Genomic DNA, 19,994 nt, shown 5'->3' on the forward strand with positions numbered 1-19,994 from the left:
CAGCGGCGACGACTGACGCTCGCACGCGTGAGTGACGACCGACGGACCGGTCGCACGCGTGATGACCGGAACGGCCCCCCGGCCCCCCCCCCGCGGGGGGGGGCCCGGGGGGCCCCCCCCCTGCTGCGTGCGTGCTTCAGCGCGCGGTCTGCTCGTGGACGTAGCCCACGAGGCGGGTGAGCGCGTCCGGGTCCATGTTCGGCATGACGCCGTGGCCCAGGTTGAAGATGTGGCCCTCCAGACCGGCGGCGGCGTCCAGCACCTCGCGGGTCTTCTCCTCGACGGCCGGGGTCGGCGCGAAGAGGACGGCCGGGTCGAGGTTGCCCTGGAGCGCCTTGCCGGGGCCGACGCGGCGGGCGGCCTCGTCGAGCGGAACGCGCCAGTCGACGCCGACGACGTCCGCGCCGGCCTCGCCCATCAGGCCCAGCAGTTCGCCGGTGCCGACGCCGAAGTGGATGCGGGGGACGCCGTAGGGGGCGACGGCGTCGAAGACCTTCGCGGAGGCGGGGAGCACCGCGCGGCGGTAGTCGGCGGGGGCCAGCGCGCCGACCCAGGAGTCGAAGAGCTGGACGGCGGAGGCGCCTGCCTCGATCTGGACCTTGAGGAAGGCGCCGGTGATCTCGGCGAGCCGGTCCACGAGGTCGGCCCAGAGCTGCGGGTCGCCGTACATCATGGCCTTGGTGCGCTCGTGGTTGCGCGAGGGGCCGCCCTCGACGAGGTAGCTGGCCAGCGTGAAGGGGGCCCCGGCGAAGCCGATGAGCGGGGTGGCGCCCAGCTCGGCGGTGAGCAGTCCGATGGCCTCGGTGACGTACGGGACGTCCTCGGGGGTCAGGTCGCGCAGCCGGGCCAGGTCGGCGCGGCTGCGGATCGGCTCGGCGATGACGGGGCCGACGCCGGGCTTGATGTCGAGGTCGATGCCGATGGCCTTCAGGGGCACGACGATGTCGCTGAAGTAGATCGCGGCGTCGACCTTGTGGCGGCGCACGGGCTGCAGGGTGATCTCGGCGACCAGCTCCGGCATCATGCAGGAGTCGAGCATCGCGATGCCCTCGCGGACCTTCAGGTACTCGGGCAGCGAGCGTCCCGCCTGGCGCATGAACCAGACCGGCGTGTGCGGTACGGGTTCGCGGCGGCAGGCCTTCAGGAACGCCGAGTCGTGGGTGGCGTTGCGGACCGCGTCGAGGCTGGCGGAGGTCGTCGTCTGCTGGCCCGAAGGGCTGTCGTTGGCACTCACGCACAGAATCTTCGCACGCGTGCCGAAGGAGCCCGGCCCCGCACGGGTGTCTCTCCCTGCGCGCGGCCCGCCTTCCGCCTACTCTTCCCCGCATGGCTCCGGCTCAGGGACAATTTTCCGATCATTCCGACGGCGTTGACGGCAAGGACCGCGCGGAGGGTCCTTCCGTACCGCCCGCGTTCCTGGCGGCGGTCGACGCGCTGCGAACCGCGCGGCTGCGCCCGGAGCTGGAGGTGGAGGCGACCCGGCCGCCCCAGCGCCTGGCTCCGCACGCGTACGCCCTGGAGGCGGCGGTGGTGGACGGCGAGGACGATCTCGCGGACGGCAGACTGGTCCTGCTGCACGACCCGGCGGGGCACGACGCCTGGCAGGGCACGTTCCGGCTGGTGACCCTGGTCCGTGCGGAGCTGGAGCCGGAGATGGCGGCGGACCCGCTGCTGCCGGAGGTGTGCTGGTCCTGGCTGACGGGTGCGCTGGACGCGCGGGGCCTGGCGTACGGAGAGGCCGGCGGGACGGTGACACGCGCCGGATCGCACTACTTCGGTGCGCTGTCCGCGCGCCGTCCCGCGACGCAGATCGAGATCCGCGCCTCGTGGACGCCGAGGGAATGGCGCGGCGGGATCCCGGACACCGCGTCACACCTGATGGCCTGGGGCGACCTGCTGTGCCAGATCGCGGGGCTGCCGCCGTCGGATCCGGCGGACGCGGCGGTGGTGACGCTGCCGCAGCGGCGCGGGCCGCAGGTTTCGTAACACTCCGTCACCCGTTTCGCACAAGCGCCGGATCTCTTTTCGTACAATCGATCGCGCGTCCTATTTGCCCGAATTGTTACTCACCAAATCGTGATCTTCCCCTAAAGGAGGACGGGTCCGCTGCCGAAGAGGTCAATGACCCTTCAAGCACGGTTCGCCGCCGGCTTCACCCCCCGAGCCGGCCCGTCCCACCACTCCCCCCAGGAGGCCTGGTGTCCGTTCTCCTTGAGCAGCCCGCAAGCCTGGTCGCCTACCGCCCGAACAAGCCGACGGCCATGGTCGTCGTGGCCGACCCGCGCGTCCGTTCCACCGTCACCCGCCATCTGTGGGCCCTCGGAGTACGTGACGTCATCGAGGCGTCGTCCATCGCGGAGGCACGTCCCCGCGTCGGCAACCCGCGCGACATCTGCATTGCCGACGTCCACCTGCCCGACGGTTCCGGGCTGACCCTGCTGTCCGAGACCCGCGCCGCAGGCTGGCCCAACGGTCTCGCCCTCTCCGCCGCCGACGACATCGGCGCCGTTCGCAACGCCCTCGCGGGCGGCGTGAAGGGCTACGTCGTCACCGGCACCCGAACCAACATCGGCCACCCCACCCGCCCCGGCGTCGCCCCCATCGGCGCCAACGCGGCCCGTATGCACCGCAGGCCTCCCGGCTCCCCGAGCCACCCGGGCGGCTACCGCGAACTGTCCGGACGCGAGGTGGAGGTGCTCCGCCTGGTCGCCGAAGGCCAGTCCAACAAGGCCATCGGCGTCTCGATGGGCCTCTCCGCCCTGACCGTCAAGTCCCACCTCGCCCGCATCGCCCGCAAGCTCGGCACCGGAGACCGGGCCGGCATGGTCGCGGTCGCCCTGCGGACGGGCATCATCCACTGACCGCACCCCGCCGGGACGTGCACCGATGCGTCTCCGGCTGGAATACGTGCATGGCCGCGGGTCGACGCAACGTCCCGTCGAGGGGCTCCGTGCATACACAGATACCCTTGACACGTGACCGACGCCCAAGAGACCGCAGCAGACACTTCACTGCGAACCACCGGGGGCGCTCCCCCGGCCGACGTCGCCCCGGCGCCGATCCCCTTGCTGGAGCCACGCGAGGGCATTCCCCCGGTGGTGACGTCCGACGACGCCCTCGCCCGGGTGATCGCCGCCTTCGCCGCGGGCAGCGGCCCGGTGGCCGTCGACGCCGAGCGCGCCTCGGGGTATCGCTACGGCCAGCGCGCCTACCTCGTACAGCTGCGCCGCGAGGGCGCGGGCAGCGCCTTGGTCGACCCGGTCGGCTGCCCCGACCTCTCCGGCCTCGGCTCCGCGCTGAGCGGCACCGAGTGGATCCTGCACGCGGCGACCCAGGACCTGCCGTGCCTGCGGGACATAGGCATGACCCCCACCTCGCTGTTCGACACCGAGCTGGCGGGGCGGCTCGCGGGCTTCCCGCGCGTCGGCCTCGGCGCGATGGTGGAGAACGTCCTCGGGTACGCCCTGGAGAAGGGCCACTCCGCGGTCGACTGGTCCACCCGCCCGCTGCCCGAGCCCTGGCTGCGCTACGCCGCGCTCGACGTGGAGCTCCTGATCGACCTGCGCGACGCGCTGGAGGAGGAGCTGGAGCGGCAGGGCAAGCTGGAGTGGGCCCGCGAGGAGTTCGACGCCATCGCCGCCGCGCCGCCCGCGCCGCCCCGCAAGGACCCCTGGCGCCGCACCTCGGGCATGCACAAGGTGCGCCGCCGCCGTCAGATGGCCGTCGTCCGGGAGCTGTGGACCACCCGGGACCAGGTCGCCCAGCGCCGTGACGTCTCGCCGGGCAAGGTGCTCGGCGACGCCGCGATCGTCGAGGCCGCGCTCGCGCTGCCGGTCGACGTACAGGCCCTGACCGCACTGCCGGGATTCGGCCACCGCATGGGACGCCGTCAGCTGGAGCAGTGGCAGGCGGCCGTGGACCGGGCCAAGGCGCTGCCCGAGTCGGAGCTGCCGCAGCCCGGCCAGCAGCCGGCCGGACCGCCTCCCCCGCGCTCCTGGGCCGACAAGGACCCGGCCGCCGCGGCCCGGCTCTCCGCCGCCCGTACCGCCGTCTCCGAGCTGGCCGAGCGCCTCCACATGCCCCAGGAGAACCTGATCACCCCGGACACCGTGCGCCGGGTCTGCTGGGAGCCGCCGAAGAACCCGACCCCGGGCGCCGTCGAGGACACCCTCGCCGGGTACGGGGCGCGGAACTGGCAGATCCAGCAGGTCGCCCCGCTCCTGGTCCGGGCGCTGGACGCCACCGTCTGACGCCTGCGAGGAGCAGACACGGCGGGCCGACACGGGGGCGGCACGGATGGGGGCGGGCTTGGGCATGACGGCGTACGGCGACTGGATACGCGACTTCGAGGCCGCGCGGGACGCGCGGGCGGTGCGCGGCGATCCGGACTGGGAGACCGGGGTGGAGCTGCACCCCGCGATCCGCCGCAGCGTACAGCGCTTCCAGGTAGGCGAGGACGGCGACGGGGCCGAGCTGATCACCGAAGCGGAGGCGGCCGGTGACGCGGAGTACGCGTCGGCGGTGCGGATGTTCGTCGCGGAGGAGCGAAATCACGCCAGGTTGCTGGCGCTTCTGCTGGCCTCCGGCGGCGCGCCGGTGATCGCCTCGCACTGGAGCGACCGGGTCTTCGTGACGCTGCGCCGGGCGCTGGGGCTCCGCCTCGAACTGCTGGTCCTGATGATCGCGGAGGTGGTCGCGCTGCGGTACTACCGGGCGCTGCGGGACGGAGCCGGCGATGCGCTGACGCGGGAGGTGGCGGGGCGGATCCTCTCCGACGAGGAGCGGCATGTGCCCTTCCACTGCGACCGCCTGCGCCGGGGCCTGCGTCCGCTTCCGCCGCCGGTGCGGGTGCTGGTGACCTCCGGGTGGCGGGCCGCCCTGGCCGTGGCCTCGTCGGTGGTGGCCGTGGACCACGGGCCGGCGCTGCGGCGGCTGGGCGTGGGGCGGTTCCGGTTCGTCCGTGAGGTGGTCCGGTCCTCGGGGCCGATCGCTGCGACCATGCGGTGAACGGTGTGACCTTCGACGCTCCGGCCCCGGGGGGTGGGCAGTCTGGTTACCCGCAAGTAGCATGATGGCAGGCGGTGCGCCCCCGTGGCGTGCCCCGCAGCAGTGCCATCCCGCACCCTGGAGGAGAGCCACCGTGCCTCGTACCATCCGGGACGTCGTCTTCGTCGACGGCGTCCGCACCCCGTTCGGCAAAGCGGGCCCGAAGGGCATCTACCACGAGACCCGCGCCGACGACCTCGTCGTGAAGGCCATCCGGGAGCTGCTGCGCCGCAACCCGGACCTGGACCCCAAGAAGATCGACGAGGTCGCCATCGCCGCGACCACGCAGATCGGGGACCAGGGCCTCACCCTGGGCCGTACCGCCGGAATCCTGGCCGGTCTGCCGCAGTCCGTCCCCGGCTACTCGATCGACCGCATGTGCGCGGGCGCGCTGACCGCCGTCACCTCGACGGCCGGTTCCATCGCCTTCGGCGCGTACGACGTCGTCGTGGCCGGTGGCGTCGAGCACATGGGCCGCCACCCGATGGGCGAGGGCGTCGACCCGAACCCGCGGTTCGTGTCGGAGAAGCTGGTCGACGAGTCCGCCCTCTTCATGGGCATGACGGCGGAGAACCTGCACGACCGCTACCCCACGATCACCAAGCAGCGCGCCGACGAGTACGCGGTGCGTTCGCAGGAGAAGGCCGCCAAGGCGTACGCCAACGGCAAGATCCAGCAGGACCTGGTGCCGGTATCGGTGCGTCGCACCAACGCCGAGGCGGGCGAGACGGGCTGGGGCCTGGTCACCGCCGACGAGCCGATGCGCCCGGGCACCACGCTGGAGTCCCTGGCCGGTCTGAAGACCCCCTTCCGCGCCCACGGCCGCGTGACGGCCGGTAACGCCGCGGGTCTCAACGACGGCGCCACCGCATCCCTGCTCGCCGCCGAGGACGTCGCCCGCGAGCTGGGCCTCCCGGTCAAGATGCGCCTCGTGTCGTACGCCTTCGCGGGCGTCGAGCCGGAGGTCATGGGCTACGGCCCGATCCCGGCGACGGAGAAGGCGCTGGCCCAGGCCGGTCTCTCCATCTCCGACATCGGTCTCTTCGAGATCAACGAGGCGTTCGCCGTGCAGGTGCTCGCCTTCCTGGAGCACTACGGCATCGCCGACGACGACGCCCGCGTGAACCAGTACGGCGGCGCGATCGCGTACGGCCACCCGCTCGCCTCCTCCGGTGTCCGGCTCATGACGCAGCTGGCCCGGCAGTTCGAGGAGCAGCCCGAGGTCCGCTACGGCCTGACGACGATGTGCGTCGGCTTCGGCATGGGCGCCACGGTCATCTGGGAGAACCCGAATTTCGACGGAGGCAACAAGTGAGCTCCACCACTGAGCTTCTGAAGGGTGCGGCCGAGCTGTTCCCCGGCGAGGTCGTCACGCAGGCGCACGTACGCCACCTGGACCTGCCGTCCGGTGCCGGGCGGTTCGCGCTCATCACCCTGGACAACGGCCTGGACCACACCAAGCCGACCACCTTCGGACCGCAGTCGCTGGCGAACCTGAACGCCGCGATCGACCAGGTCGAGAAGGAGGCGTCGGACGGCACCATCACCGGCGTCGGCATCACCGGCAAGCCGTTCATCTTCGCGGTCGGCGCCGACCTCAAGGGCGTCGAGCTGCTCGGCCGCCACGAGGACGCGCTCGCCATCGGCAAGGGCGGCCACGACGTCTTCCGCCGCCTCTCCGGCCTCGCGGTCCCCACCTTCGCGTACTACAACGGCGCGGCCATGGGCGGCGGTGTCGAGGTCGGTCTGCACTGCTCCTACCGCACCGTCTCCACCGCCATCCCGGCGTTCTCGCTGCCCGAGGTCTTCCTCGGCCTGGTCCCCGGCTGGGGCGGCTGCGCGCTGCTCCCGAACCTGATCGGCGCGGACCGCGCGGTCTCGGTGATCATCGAGAACTCGCTCAACCAGAACCGCCAGCTCAAGGGCAAGCAGGTCTTCGAGCTCGGGATCGCCGACGCGATCTTCGAGGGCGCGGACTTCCTGGAGCAGTCGCTGATCTGGACGGCGGCCGTCCTCAAGGGCGAGCTGGCCGTCGAGCGGCCCGAGATCGACCGCGGCGAGGGCTGGGACGCGGCTGTCGCCCGCGGCCGGGCCATCGCGGACTCCAAGGTGCACGGCGCGGCCCCGGCGGCGTACCGCGCGCTGGACATCATCGCGGCGGCCAAGGACGGCGACCTGTCCGCCGGCTTCGACGCCGAGGACCAGGCGCTCGCGGACCTGATCATGGGCGGCGAGCTGCGCAGCGGCATCTACGCCTTCAACCTGGTGCAGAAGCGCGCCAAGCGCCCGGCCGGCGCCCCGGACAAGAGCCTGGCCCGCCCGGTCACCAAGGTCGGCGTCGTCGGCGCCGGTCTGATGGCCTCGCAGCTGGCGCTGCTCTTCCTGCGCCGCCTGGAGGTCCCGGTCGTCCTCACGGACATCGACCAGGAGCGCGTCGACAAGGGTGTGGGCTACGTCCACGCCGAGATCGAGAAGCTGCTCGGCAAGGGCCGCATCAACCAGGACAAGGCCAACCGTCTCAAGGGCCTGGTCTCCGGTGTCCTCGACAAGGCCGAGGGCTTCGCGGACGCGGACTTCATCATCGAGGCCGTCTTCGAGGAGATCGGCGTCAAGCAGCAAGTGTTCGCGGAGGTCGAGGCGGTCGCCCCGGCGCACGCGATCCTCGCCACCAACACCTCCTCGCTGTCGGTGACCGAGATGGCGTCGAAGCTGAAGAACCCCGAGCGGGTCGTCGGCTTCCACTTCTTCAACCCGGTCGCGATCCTCCCGCTGCTGGAGATCGTGCGCGGCGAGCAGACGGACGACGCCTCGCTGGCCACCGCGTTCGGTGTGGCCCGGAAGCTGAAGAAGACCGCGGTCCTGGTGAAGGACGCCCCGGCGTTCGTCGTCAACCGCATCCTCACCCGCTTCATGGGCGAGATCCAGAACGTCATCGACGAGGGCACCCCGGTCGAGGTCGCGGAGAAGGCCGTCGAGCCGCTCGGCCTGCCGATGTCCCCGCTGGTGCTGCTGGAGCTGGTCGGCCCGGCCATCGGGCTGCACGTCTCCGAGACCCTGAACCGCTCCTTCCCCGAGCGCTTCACCGTCTCGCAGAACCTCGCGGCGGTCGTGAAGGCCGGCAAGCGCGGCTTCTACGTCTACGACTCCGGTGCGCCGGTCCTCGACCCCGAGGTCGCGGCGCTCCTCAAGCAGGGCGACACCGTCCTCACCGAGGAGCAGACCCGCGACCGCGTCCTCGACGCGGTGGCGCAGGAGATCGGCCTGATGCTGGACGAGGGCGTCGTCGCCGAGGCCCAGGACATCGACCTGTGCCTGATCACCGGTGCGGGCTGGCCCTTCCACCTGGGCGGCATCACGCCGTACCTGGACCGTGAGGGCGTCTCCCAGCGGGTGAACGGCAAGCCGTTCCTGGCGCAGGGCGTGGCGAGCGTGCCCGCCTAGCCGTACGGCATGAACGGCGACGGGCCGTACAGGAGGAATCCTGTACGGCCCGTTCGCGTGTGCGCGGGACCTCAGTGGTTCGGGGCGCCGGGGCGCAGGACGCCGGGCACGGCGCCCAGGTCGCCGACGTGGACCGTGATTCTGCCCCGGACCGGGACGCCGGTGCCCGGGTCGAGTACGTAGTCGAACCAGTCGTACCCCAGGTGCCCGTGGAAGGGGTCGTAGACCACCGACCCGTCCGGTTCGACGGCGGTGACGCCGTGCCGGGCCGGGCCGACCCCGATGAGCCGGACGCCTTCGCCCAGGCCGTCGGTGAGGCCCTTGAGGACCCCGCGGTGCCCCGGCATCAACAGCAGGCTGCGGCCCAGCGGAGGCAGTGCGGCCACCCGGAAGCCGCGGTCCTTGACGGAGAAGGTCGTGGAGGTGAGCCCCTTGCCGCCGTCCGCGATGATGCCCGCCCGCAGGACGGGGACCAGAAACGCATCGGGCGGTACATAGGTGCTCACCCGGAGGGTGAACTTGGCGACGCGCTGCTCGCCGGGCCCCGTCGAGGTGGCGTACCGCTCGCCCGAGGGCAGCATGCTCACACCGGCCATGTTCTCGATGGTGGCGACCCGCGTAAACGACTGCGCCATGAGATAGCCGTAGTAGCGCGTTCCGTTGCCGTGCGGGGTCAGGGTCCACTCGAAGCCGATCCGTTCGCCCGGGCGGACCGGCAGGTCGGGGTCGTGGTCGCTGCGCAGCTCCGACTGGCAGACGATCGAGGGGGCGTCGCTCTGGACGCTGTGGAAGCGGGCCAGGGTGAAGGTGCTCATGTCGTCCGCCTCTCAGCCCTTGCCCAGGGTGCGTGCTCGGGTCAGTGCTTCGTGGGTCGCGTCGTCGAGCCAGGTCACCGCGTCCGGCGGGAAGTGCCCGCGGTCCAGGTCGCGGGCCCAGTGCGCGGGGATGATCTGTTCGGCCACCAGTGAATAGGCGACGTAGCGAGCGCAGGCGATCGCCCCGGCGGGCACCAGGTGGCCCGGGTCGTGGAAGCCCTCCGGGTAGTTCGGGTGCTCGTTCGGTTCCAGGTGCACGAAGAAGGGACGGACGCCTTCCGGGCCGAGATCCGACCACCAGTCGCGGCTCTGACCGTAGAGGTCGATGAAGGGGACGCTGCATTCGGCCGCCACGCCCGCCTGCGCCATCACGTACTCCGTGATGCTCTGCGGCAGGTTGCCGTGCACATCGTGGGTGTCGCGCTCGGGCGGGCTGACGAGGACCGGATGGGCGTTGCGCTCCCGCGCTCCGTCGATGAACCGGCGCAGGTAGACCGGGAAGTCGCCGTAGGCCTCGGTCCGCAGCCACTCCTCGGGCTTGCCGTCGTTGATCCCGAACGAGGCGATCAGATAGTCCCCCGGGCGGATGTTCGCCAGGATCCAGTCGAGGCGGCCACGGTCGCTGAAGGTCCGTGTGCTCGCTCCGGCCCGGGCGCAGTTGACGACCTCCATCTCGGGGGCGAGGAAGAGGTGGAGCACCTGGCCCCAGCCGGTCATGGGCGCCTTGCTCATCTCGCGCGTCACGACCGCCGATCCGCCGGCCAGGAAGATCCTGGGCGGCCCCGCCGGCGAGAGGTTCCCGTCACACCGCACGTTCCCACGCTCCGTCCCGCGCGAGGTGGCGCGCGTCGTAGAGATCGGCGTCGGCGCCCAGCGGGGTCGCGTCCAGGTGCGCGGCGGGGGCGGACAGCTCGCCCACCGGTCCGGACGGCCCGAGGTCGGCGGCGCTCGCGTCGCCCAGGGCGTCGATCTCCTCGTACACCCGCTCGCAGTTCCCGTCCCCGCGGTACGCGAAGAAGTTCTCGGCCCGCTCGCGGTAGGGGCTCTCGACCGTGAACTTCCGTGCCATGGCGGCGATGATCTCGTCGACCGCCTGGTCGACCGTGCGGCAGACCGGCCCGAAGCCGTGTTCCGACAGGTTGAAATAGCCCCGCTTGTAGTGCCGCCCGTAGAAGTCCTCCTCGTCGAAGGGGACGTGGACGAGCGGGATTCCCATGTAGGCCACGTCGAAGAAGACCGACGAGTAGTCCGTGACCATGAGGGAGCACTCCTTCATGGCCTGCTGGACGTTACGGGTCTTCGGGTCGGCGACCTTGATGGCGGGAGAGTCCATGCGGAAGTGGTGCAGGTGCGGCCGGATCTCGTAGTGCGGGAAGAACTCCAGGTCGACGCCGAAGTGTTCCAGCGCCGTCGCGAGCCGCCGGTCGGACAGCAGCGACCGGTAGAAGCGGAAGTATTCGGACTGGGTGAAGGCCGTCTTGGCCGGGCCCGCCGACTTCTTGTAGGAGGCCGTCACGATCCACTGCCGCCAGGTCGGCATGAGCAGGATCCTCGGCCGTTCGACCGGCTCCCGGCGCAGTGCGTCGAAGCGGGGCAGACCCGCCAGCACCGCGCGGTCCCCGAACCCGGCCTCCAGCGCCAGGTACTCGCGCTCCTGGTGTCCGGTGGTCACGATCATGTCGTAGCCGGTGATCCGCTGGTCGACGCCGGCGGTCACGTCGTTGTAGATGATTCCGTGCTGCAGGAAGACCCGCTGGTACTTCACCAGTTCGCCGAACCGGTGCAGGAAGAGCACCTTCCGGTAGCCCTCGGGGATCAGGTAGGACTCGGAGTCGTAGGAGCCGATGAGCTTGGTCGCGTGCAGCAGGTACATGCGGTGCTTGAACGAACCGAGCTTGATCACCCTGCCGAAGCGGGCGACCTTGGCGTGGTCGGCGGACTTGCCGTCGATGACGTAGTAGGCCTTGAGGCGCTTGCGGTGGGTCCGCATCCACTTGAAGAAGTGGTACGAGTTGTCCTGGGCGGTGTCCGTGCGCTCACCGATGAGCCAGATCTCGCGGGAGTTGAGGAACGGGTAGGTCAGCCAGTAGGCGAGGCGCATCCGCCACCCGGGGTTGCGGGTCTTGAGGATGCGGATCTCGCGCGCCACACGCCACAGGGTGTGCTTGACCCGGGCGCCGATCTTCCGGTCGACCAGACGCAGGTGGAGCGCCTCCTGACCACCGATGGTGAGCAGGTAGGGGTGCCGGCCGATCCGCCCGGGGCCCTTGAGCCGGTGGAGCGGCAGCCGCGCCTTCATGACGACGTTGCGCTGGCGCGACCGGTCCACTCGGTGGACCCGGAGGCGGAAGTCCCCGACCCCGAAACCGCCGCGGACCAGGTCCGCGAGGGGGATCTCGGCGTACCAGCCGGCGTAGAGGTCGCGGCCGTTGCGGGAGTTCCAGAGGTCGCGTCGGGCCACCTGCCGCAGCTCGACGCTGACCTTGGCCTTCGCCGTCTGGTAGACGAATTCCATCGGGTTGTGCATCGGGCCGCTCATGTCCATGCCGGGGAAGGACATGCAGCCCTCGACAACCAGCACGTCGCCGCGGGTGCGGACGGACTCCACCACGACATTGGGGTCGTTGACCCGCGCGGCGCGGGTGTTTCCCGCACCGCCGTCGAAGCTGCGGTGGAACCCCTCGTCGTCGATCTCCAGCCTCAGCTCGGCCCGGGCGAGGAACGGCGCCGGGTCTCGGAAGAGTTCGAAGTTGCCGCTCTTGGCCGCGTAGTGGTCGAGCTGCTGAACCGCGTTGGTCGCGAACTCCAGAATGACCTCGTCGGGTATCTGGGTGTAGTGCCGGTGGATGTCCGGGAACATCTCCGCCAGCTGGGCCCGCCCCATGACGTTGCGGGCGTTGCACAGGAAGCCCTTGTACGTACGGGTCACATAGCGCTGGAACATGCGCCGGATGTCGGACCGCTCGGTGGCGGTGTAGTTCAGCAGGAAGTGGTTGAGCCGCAGGTGGTCACGGTAGTTGGCCGGCTTGCTCCACAGCGAGTCCATGATGGACGAACCGTCGGGTCGCCCCCGGTAGTAGTAGACGGGGCGGTCGACGATGCTGATCGCCCCGGCCCTCAGCATGCTGGGCAGCGTGACCCAGGAGTCCTCGAAGTGGACCCCCTCGCCGAACCGCACTCCCAGCCTGCGCAACAGGTCGGTGCTGAACACCTTGTTGCAGGCGGAGCCGCTGAAGATGAGGTCGGGCACCTCGGCGAAGTCGTCGATCCGGCGGTCTCCGCCGCCGAAATACTTCTTCCACGGCCCGTACGGCCGGTCCGGGAAGTTCACGAGGTCGCCGACGACCACCTCGGAGCCGTCCCGCCAGGCCGCCTGGAGCATCAGGGAGAGCGCCTGCTCCCCGAGGATGTCGTCGGAGTCGAGGAAGGTGACATAGGGGGCGGTGACGCGGTCGAGACCGTTGTTACGGGCGTTTCCGAGCCCGCCGTTCTGCTGGTGGACCACGGTCACATTGGCGTAGTACCGGGCGAACTCGTCCAGGATCTGCGGTGTCTCGTCGGTCGCGCCGTCGTCGACCAGGATGACCTGGGTGGCCGCGAAGCCGTCCTGGGCGGCGATGGAGCCCAAGCAGTCGTCCAGGTACTTGGCCACGTTGTAGCAGGGGACGACGACGGCCATCTCGAAGGGGTGCTCCTGGGTGGCGAACGGCCGGTGGAGCCGGCCGCGCCACCACATCCACGGCGCTTCGGGGTCGCTCTGGGACAGTTCGAAGGTCCGGCGGCCCGCCGTGGCGCCGCGCAGGGCGAGGTTTCCGCTGACGGTGCGATAGCCCTCGAAGTCCTCACCGTCCGAGGTGAAGCAGAGCCCGCCGAGGTCGGCGTCGCGCACGTTGAGCGGCGACCGCGAACGGGCCCGGTTCCACTCAACGACAAGGGAGACGTTCCAGACGGTGCTTTCCGCGCGGTCCTCGCCGATCAGCCTCGCGAGGTCCACCGCCCCGCCGAACGAGACGAAACGGTCGTCGATCTCGACGCCCGGAACGGGGGCCGAGATGTCCTTCTTGGTGTGCCGGTTGCGTACGGCGAGCGTGAGCTTGAGGTCGTCGCCGGATGTGATCCGCCCGAACCGGTTGACCAGCCGTCCCTGGAACCGGAACGTCGACGGCACGTCGAGCGACCAGCTGTCGAGCTGGGCGAAGAGCGGCTCGCGGAGGAGCTTGTCCTGCGTGAGGCCGAGTTCGGTGACGTCGAGCATGCGCCGGGCGTTCGGCAGGTGCAGATGGTCTCCCGACCAGTAGACGCGCCCTTCCTGCTCCAGGAGGAAGGAGGAGAGCACGCTCTTGCGCTGCGCGTAGTCCAGCGTCGTCAGCGCGGCCTCGATCTCCTGGTACATGACGAGGTAAGCCCGCACGCGGTCCACGGGGTCGCACAGTTCGAAGGCCTCGTCGCTGACCGAGAACAGGTAGTTGCTCGCGATCTCCGCGAAGCCCTGCTGGAACTCGGGGTCGCCCTCCGCGAGCGCCCGCATGTACAGCCGCAGGTCGTGCGCGAGGAACTTGGAGTCCTTGCGGACCTTGAGCTGCCACAGACCGCGGTCCAGGAGGAAGGCGTCCGTGGCGCGGTGCACGGCGACCCGGTCCCGGATGCTGCGCAGTTCGCCGGTACGGCCGGTGATAGAGCCGCCGTCGGGCTCCCACATCCAGCGGTACACGGGGTCGGTGATGACGGTGATGCCCTCGGCGAGGCAGCCGGCGACGGTGGAGAAGTAGGTGTCCTCGTAGAACACCCCCTCGGGGAACCACACGCCGGCCCCCCGCAGGAAGTCCGTGCGGTACAGCTTCGCCGCCGCGATGGGGTCGGTCAGCATCAGAGGGAACTCCGCGAGGCCGGGCACCGTACGCGCCATGGCGTACACCTCCGGGGCCCATGCCTCGCTGTCGCCGGTGGCCCGGTTGACCCGGATCGCCCGGCCCGCCGTGATGTCGCTGCCGGTCTCCAGCGCGCCGGCCAGCAGCAGTTCGCAGGCCCGGGGCGGGAGTTCGTCGTCGGAGTCCAGGAACAGCACGTACCGGCCGGCCGCCTGGGCGATGCCCATGTTGCGGGGCGCGCCCACGCCGCCGCTGTTCGTCGGCCTGCGCAGGACCCGGACCCGGTTGTTGTTCCCCCCGAAGCTCATGACGACGTCGAGGGTGTTGTCGGTCGAGGCGTCGTCGACGACGATCACCTCGACCCGTTCGTACGTCTGGTTGACGGCCGACTGCAGCGCCTTCCCGATCGTCGTGGCCGCGTTGTAGGCGGGGATGACGACCGTCACCCAGACGTCAGGGGTGTCCTGTTCGTAGCTCATGCGAAGCTCCCTCACTGGCCCGGGAAACCGTGTTGCTGATGTGGCTGGTGGGTGTGGGGGGCGTACATGGGGCGTGCCTGCCGCAGGGGCTGTGTCTCCCAGTCGTACACGCGCTCCCCGGGCTGCGGGAATTCGGGCGTGTACGGCGGCCATTCGCCCGGGGCGAGCGGCTCGTAGGGCTGCGGATAGGGCTGGAACCCGGGGTCTTCCTCCGGCTGCGGGTTGAGCAGCTCGGCGTCGGCCAGGATCTGTTCCGGCACCCCGCGGCGGTGCCGGCCGCGGTGGAGGTGGGGGGCGATGCTGCCGGCCTCGCTCGGGGCGGCCGCGTTCAGCTCGGCCATGACCGCGGTGAAGTCGCGGGTGGAGAGCCAGAACTTGTACATGATGATGAGCTCGAAGATGCCCATCAGGACCGCCGAGACCACGGTCGTCAGCAGGATCTGGCCGATCAGCGGTCCCACGATGAAGATGAACATCTGGAACTCGATGCCACTGATGAGGTGGGGTCTGATCCGGCTGCGCAGCAGAGCCTGACGGACCCTGAGGTACCAGGGGAACCGGTGGCGGAACTGGGCGTGCAGGTCGACGACCTGGGCGTCGCCGACCTGCTCCTTGAGCAGTTCGGCCTCGGCCTCGGGGTTCTCGCGCAGGAGGTCCTCCATGAAGCGGACCTTCGGTGCTTCCTCCTCGGCCCGGGAGGCCGCTGCGGCGGCTTCCGCCTCCTGCTGCTCCTTGGTGACCTTCTCGATCTTCGCTCGCATCGACATGCGCATCTTGTAGATCTGGAGGGCGTCGACATAGCGGAGCATGTCGAGGAAGACGACCATCAGGGCGGCGAGCAGAAACCTTTCGTCTTCGTTACGGAGGTACTGGCCGCCCATCAGGGCCAGGGCGCAGAAGAGCACCCGGATGCGGTCGAAGACGTAGTCGAGCCAGCCGCCGAAGACGGTGCCGTTGCCCTTGAGCCGGGCGAGCTTTCCGTCGATGCAGTCGAGGATGAAGCTCAGGTGGTACAGCGCGGCCCCGATGAGCAGGGACTGCGTGTCGCCCTTGAGGAAGAACCCGGCGGAGCCGAGGCCGACGAACAGCGCTGCCCAGGTGACCCGGTTGGGGGTGATGAAGCCGAACCGCGCCATGACGATGAGCATGCGGGTCGCGACCGGGTCCACCAGGACCACCGTCCACCAGGCGTCCCGCTTCTTGCAGGTGAGCTTCTGGACGGCACGCAGGGACAGCTTGGCCATAACCCCTCAGTCACGAGAACGACAGCGAACACCCCCATACCGGACAGGAGGGCCTCCATGTTCACGCAACCCCCGCGGGTTCTTCACATGAGAGATTCTTAGAGATTACCAAATGTTCACTAGTGAACCACCAGGTTTCCTGCCGGTTGGATCGCGAAGTGATCACGTTCGATGAAGAACTGTCACGCTGTGTGCCACGAACCGAAGGCGAAGGCCCCGTCCGGTGACTGTCGGTGCGCCAACGACAGCCGGCCCGCCGCGTCGACCGTCGCCAAGGTCACCCCGCCCGTGCGGTCGTGGACCATCGCGGGCATCCGGGGGGACCGCGCGCCGAGGTCGTTCCACCAGACCCCGGTGTCGGGCCGCCCCTGGGCGTGGGCGCCGACCACGCAGGTGCCGCCGGGCCCGGAGCGTACGAGGGCGGAGTACGTCCAGCCCTCCGCCGCGACGCCGGACGCCCCGGTGACGGGCCCCGCGCCGTCCGCGCCGCCGATCGGCAGGGCGGACGCCAGACCCGGCTGCCAGACGCAGGGCTCGTTCGTGCCCAGGTCCCGGAAGAGCAGTGTGCCGGGCTCGGGACCGGCCGCCAGCGAGCCCGGGGCCGGGGCGAGGGGGACGGTCCGGTCCTCGGTCCAGACCCCGCCGGTCCGGTGCCACCGCACCACGGCGGCGGTGTCCCGGGCCCGGGCGTAGACCTCGACCTCGCCCCGGGCCGTGGTCACCGTCACGATCTCGTCGGCGACCCGGGCACCCCTCAGGTGCTGCCACGGCGCCCAGTGTCCGTCCGCCCCCTGCGCACGGACACTGATGCTGTGTCCGAAGTTCCGGGCGAAGACGAACAGGCTGCCGGACGCGTCGAAGCCCGCCGCCGGGAACCCGACCTCGCGGCTCTTGTACCGGTCGCCGGGGTTGGGGCTGCCGAGGGAGTGCCAGGGGGTGAGCGGGCCTCCCGTGCGGTACTGCGCGGCCCGCACGACGGCGACGTCCTCCCCGCCGTCCTTCCGCGGTGTCCTGCGCAGCGCCAGAAGATGGACGAACCCGTGCGGGTCACGGTGTACGGAGAGGCCCGGCATCAGGTGCGGCCCGGCCAGCGGTTCGGGCCCCTGCCAGCCGCGGCCGCCCGGTTCGTCCTGGGTCCAGCGCAGCACACCGTCCGCCGAGGGCAGAAAGGCGCTCAGCCTTCCGTCGAACCCCTCGGCCAGCCAGTGGGTCGTGTGCGGGTAGCGGAGCACGGTGGCGGCGTCGGCTCCGTCCTCCGCCCCCGCCCTGCGGCAGTCGACGAAGACCGGCTCTCCGGTGCTGTGCTGGTACTCCCGGGCGGCCGCGAGCGCGTCGAGTGCCGTGACCGCGTGTCCGGGCGGTACGTCGTGCACCGGCACACCGGCGCTGTCGTCGTACCCGGACCGGACCGGATCGGGGTCGGGCAGGAGCAGCCGTTGCGGGCGGAGCTCGTGGAACTCCTTGAGCAATTCCTCCTTGCCGCCGCCCTGCTGCGCCGTGAGCGTCCGCGGGGCGTGGGACACCCGGCAACCACGGCCCTCGGCCTCGGAGAGTGCCCGGTCCAGAACCGCCCGGCCCTCCTTGTCGTCGCTCCCGGCGCAGAGCACGGCGAGGTCGGCGGCGTCCCGCTGGAGGGCGACGAGCGGACCGGCGTCGCGGTGCTTCGCGGCGACGACCGTCACCCTCGGGAGAGCGGCGGTACTCATATCAGCCTCCAGTCGCTGAGGGTCAGGCCCTGGCCGTCCTCCTGGCGTGCCGCCGTCAGCCGGCCCTCGGTGTCCAGGGCCGCCACCACCACGCGCCCCCGCCCGTCGCGCGCGATCGACGGATCGCCCTGGCAGCGCATCGCGGTGTCGGTCCACCACACACCGGACTGCTCGCCCTCGGTCGCGCACACCCCGAGGTTGACGGTGCCGGCGGCCCCCCGGACGGCCAGGACCGTACAGTCGAAGCCGTCGAGGGAGGTCCTCAGCGCGGCGATGCGACCGTCCGCCGGGGCCCCTCCCAGCGGCAGGGGCCAGGATCCGGGCCGCAGGGCGACCACGCCACCGGCGCCCGCGTCGGTCAGGTAGTAGGTGATCCGGCCGGGCGCGGTCTCCAGCGGGGTCGCCGACCCCGGCACCGGAACAACCCCCGCCTCCTCGCCCCGTTCCAGGGGTGCGCCGCTCTTCGCCTGGCGCAGGTACAGGGCCGACACCCGGGTGGGGACGAGGATCTCCACCAGGCCGGTGGAGGTCGCTGCGGGGGCGGGGGCGTCCGTGGCTCCGGCCGCCGGAAGGCTCTTCCAGGCGCCCCAGGCGCCTTTCGCGTCCTCGCGGCGCAGCTCCAGCGAGCCGGAACCGGTCGGGACACAGACGTGGAGCGCGCCGTCCGGTGTGACGACGCCCGTGGGCGCACCCGCTTCGGCGGCCGTCGCGATGTCCTTGTGCGGGTTCCCCAGCGTGTGCCACTGCGTCATGGGCCGGGCCGTCTGGTACTGGGTGGCGTACATGACGTCGACCCGGGACCAGCCGTCGCCCGTCGGCCGGGTGCGGAGCCCCAGGAAGTGCGCGTAGCGGTTCGCCCCGTACACCACGCTCAGGTGGGTCACACCCTTGGCCGGGAGCGCCTCCGGCCCCTGCCAGCGGTCACCGCCGACCGCGGTCTGCGTCCACCGCAGGATCGTGCCCCGCACGGAGACGTAGGCCGTCAGCCTGCCGTCGTGTCCGGGCACGAGCCAGGGACCGCCGAGAGGGCGGCCGAAGCCGGTCGCGGGTGCGTCGTTGCGCCGCGCGGCCGGACGTGGGGAGGCGCTGGGCATGGTCGTCGCCCTCCCGGGCAGGTGGCCCTCGCCGTGCGAGGGAGTGAATCGGTCAGGGGCGGTGCGCGGTCGCGTCAGGCGGGCCGGGCCCCGGTGGTGGTGAGCGGAGCGGGCCGCACCCCGGCGGGGTCGCGCCGCGCGGCCGGGCGCCGCAGGCACCAGCCCGCCCAGGCCGACTCCACCATCCGGCGGGCGTCGTGGGCCGCCGACCAGTCCAGTTCCTCGCGGATCCGGTCCGCCGAGGCGACGACCCGGGCCGGGTCGCCCGGTCGGCGCGGGGCGGAGGCCGGCGCCGCGGCCGGGCCGTACCCCGTCACCTCGCCGATCAGCGCGATCATCTCGCGTACCGAAACTCCCTGACCACGGCCGATGTTGAGCGTCAGGTCCGATCCGGGGCCGCGGCCTACGAGCGCTCGGGCCACCGCCAGATGGGCCGAGGCGATGTCGTCGACATGGATGAAGTCGCGGACGCAGGTGCCGTCGGCGGTGTCGTAGTCGTCCCCGAAGACGACCGGGGCGGCGCCCTCGGTGAGCTTCTCGAAGACCATGGGCACGAGGTTGAAGACGCCGGCGTCGGCGAGGTGGGGCGCTGCCGCGCCCGCCACGTTGAAGTAGCGCAGCGAGGCGGTGGCCATGCCGGACGCCTGTCCCACCGCGCGCACCATCCACTCACCGGCGAGTTTGGTCTCGCCGTAGGGGTTGATGGGGGCGCAGGGAGTGTCCTCCGTCACAAGCGCCACATCCGGCATTCCGTACACGGCCGCGGACGACGAGAACAGGAACGCGTCCACCCCGCTGTCGGCCGCCGCTTCCAGGAGCGTCCGGAGCCCCTCGACGTTCTCGCGGTAGTAGTGGAGCGGGCGCTCCACCGACTCGGCCACCTGCTTCTTGGCCGCGAGGTGCACCACGCCGCGTACCGACAGGCCCTTCATGGCGCGTCGCAGGCCGACGGCGTCGAGCGTCGAGCCGTGCACGAAGGGCACGCCGTCCGGCACGCGCCCGCTGTCTCCGGTGGAGAGGTCGTCGTAGACGGCGACCGCCTCACCGGCCTCCGTCATCGCACGTACGACGTGAGCTCCGATGTAGCCCGCGCCGCCTGTGATCAACCAAGTCATGAGCGAATAATAGTTCGATGCCGCGATCCCCCATTACCCGCATCGGCGCACGAGTTCCAGCGCTCATCTGTTCTATAGTGCTCGGTCAGTCGAACATTCACGGACCGGTCACGGCCCCGGCCGGCCGGCCCCGGGGCGGCCGCCGAGACCCAGGTGCGCGCCCCCGGCCGGGGGGGAAAGGGCAGG

General features: G+C 71.1%; 14 protein-coding genes. 6 read left to right on the top strand and 8 right to left on the bottom strand.

Annotated features, from left to right (window positions below):
- Window positions 1–136: 136 nt before the first annotated feature.
- The gene (hemE, locus tag JS521_RS22840; RefSeq protein ID WP_205084811.1) at window positions 137–1,234 is read right to left on the bottom strand and encodes a uroporphyrinogen decarboxylase; all 1,098 of its coding nucleotides are present in this window, start codon (window positions 1,232–1,234) and stop codon (window positions 137–139) included.
- 92 nt (window positions 1,235–1,326) lie between these two features.
- On the opposite strand from hemE, the gene JS521_RS22845 reads away from it, so the two are divergent.
- The 6 genes from JS521_RS22845 to JS521_RS22870 all read left to right on the top strand — a co-directional run bounded on the left by JS521_RS22845 (window position 1,327) and on the right by JS521_RS22870 (window position 8,487).
- A complete protein-coding gene (locus tag JS521_RS22845) occupies window positions 1,327–1,986 on the top strand; it encodes a DUF3000 domain-containing protein (protein ID WP_205084812.1) in 660 nt (219 codons plus the stop codon).
- Between the two features lie 212 nt (window positions 1,987–2,198).
- Complete coding sequence (locus JS521_RS22850) at window positions 2,199–2,861, top strand: response regulator transcription factor (RefSeq protein ID WP_003965521.1); 663 nt, start codon at window positions 2,199–2,201, stop codon at window positions 2,859–2,861.
- Window positions 2,862–2,975: 114 nt separating this feature from the next.
- The gene (locus tag JS521_RS22855) at window positions 2,976–4,250 is read left to right on the top strand and encodes an HRDC domain-containing protein (RefSeq protein ID WP_205084813.1); all 1,275 of its coding nucleotides are present in this window, start codon (window positions 2,976–2,978) and stop codon (window positions 4,248–4,250) included.
- Between the two features lie 58 nt (window positions 4,251–4,308).
- Window positions 4,309–5,007 carry a ferritin-like domain-containing protein gene (locus JS521_RS22860; protein ID WP_205084814.1) on the top strand — a complete coding sequence of 233 codons (699 nt, stop codon included), beginning with the start codon at window positions 4,309–4,311 and terminating at the stop codon, window positions 5,005–5,007.
- 133 nt (window positions 5,008–5,140) lie between these two features.
- The gene (locus JS521_RS22865) at window positions 5,141–6,361 is read left to right on the top strand and encodes a thiolase family protein (RefSeq protein WP_030709839.1); all 1,221 of its coding nucleotides are present in this window, start codon (window positions 5,141–5,143) and stop codon (window positions 6,359–6,361) included.
- On the top strand, window positions 6,358–8,487 hold the full coding sequence (locus tag JS521_RS22870) for a 3-hydroxyacyl-CoA dehydrogenase NAD-binding domain-containing protein (protein ID WP_205084815.1): 2,130 nt from the start codon (window positions 6,358–6,360) through the stop codon (window positions 8,485–8,487). Before JS521_RS22865 ends, JS521_RS22870 begins: the two co-directional genes overlap by 4 nt.
- Before the next feature lie 71 nt (window positions 8,488–8,558).
- On the opposite strand, the gene JS521_RS22875 is transcribed toward JS521_RS22870, so the two are convergent.
- From JS521_RS22875 to galE, 7 genes are all read right to left on the bottom strand, one after another.
- Window positions 8,559–9,302, bottom strand: a complete 744-nt coding sequence (locus JS521_RS22875; protein WP_205084816.1) for an Ig-like domain-containing protein — start codon at window positions 9,300–9,302, stop codon at window positions 8,559–8,561.
- A gap of 12 nt (window positions 9,303–9,314) precedes the next feature.
- Window positions 9,315–10,115, bottom strand: coding sequence for a rhamnogalacturonan acetylesterase (locus tag JS521_RS22880; protein WP_307847937.1), 801 nt, complete (start codon window positions 10,113–10,115; stop codon window positions 9,315–9,317).
- Entirely contained in the window at window positions 10,105–14,649 is a 4,545-nt protein-coding gene (locus JS521_RS22885) for a bifunctional glycosyltransferase/CDP-glycerol:glycerophosphate glycerophosphotransferase (RefSeq protein ID WP_205084817.1), read from the bottom strand. The genes JS521_RS22880 and JS521_RS22885 overlap by 11 nt, the downstream gene beginning before the upstream one ends.
- A gap of 11 nt (window positions 14,650–14,660) precedes the next feature.
- On the bottom strand, window positions 14,661–15,893 hold the full coding sequence (locus JS521_RS22890; protein WP_205084818.1) for a CDP-alcohol phosphatidyltransferase family protein: 1,233 nt from the start codon (window positions 15,891–15,893) through the stop codon (window positions 14,661–14,663).
- Window positions 15,894–16,075: 182 nt separating this feature from the next.
- Window positions 16,076–17,599, bottom strand: a complete 1,524-nt coding sequence (locus JS521_RS22895; RefSeq protein WP_205084819.1) for a PLL family lectin — start codon at window positions 17,597–17,599, stop codon at window positions 16,076–16,078.
- Window positions 17,596–18,693: a hypothetical protein gene (locus tag JS521_RS22900; RefSeq protein WP_205084820.1), complete on the bottom strand. Its 1,098-nt coding sequence runs from the start codon at window positions 18,691–18,693 to the stop codon at window positions 17,596–17,598. Before JS521_RS22900 ends, JS521_RS22895 begins: the two co-directional genes overlap by 4 nt.
- 74 nt (window positions 18,694–18,767) lie before the next feature.
- A complete protein-coding gene (galE, locus tag JS521_RS22905) occupies window positions 18,768–19,808 on the bottom strand; it encodes a UDP-glucose 4-epimerase GalE (protein WP_205084821.1) in 1,041 nt (346 codons plus the stop codon).
- Window positions 19,809–19,994: the final 186 nt, after the last annotated feature.

Source organism: Streptomyces durocortorensis (assembly GCF_016901035.1).
Taxonomy (GTDB): domain Bacteria; phylum Actinomycetota; class Actinomycetes; order Streptomycetales; family Streptomycetaceae; genus Streptomyces; species Streptomyces durocortorensis.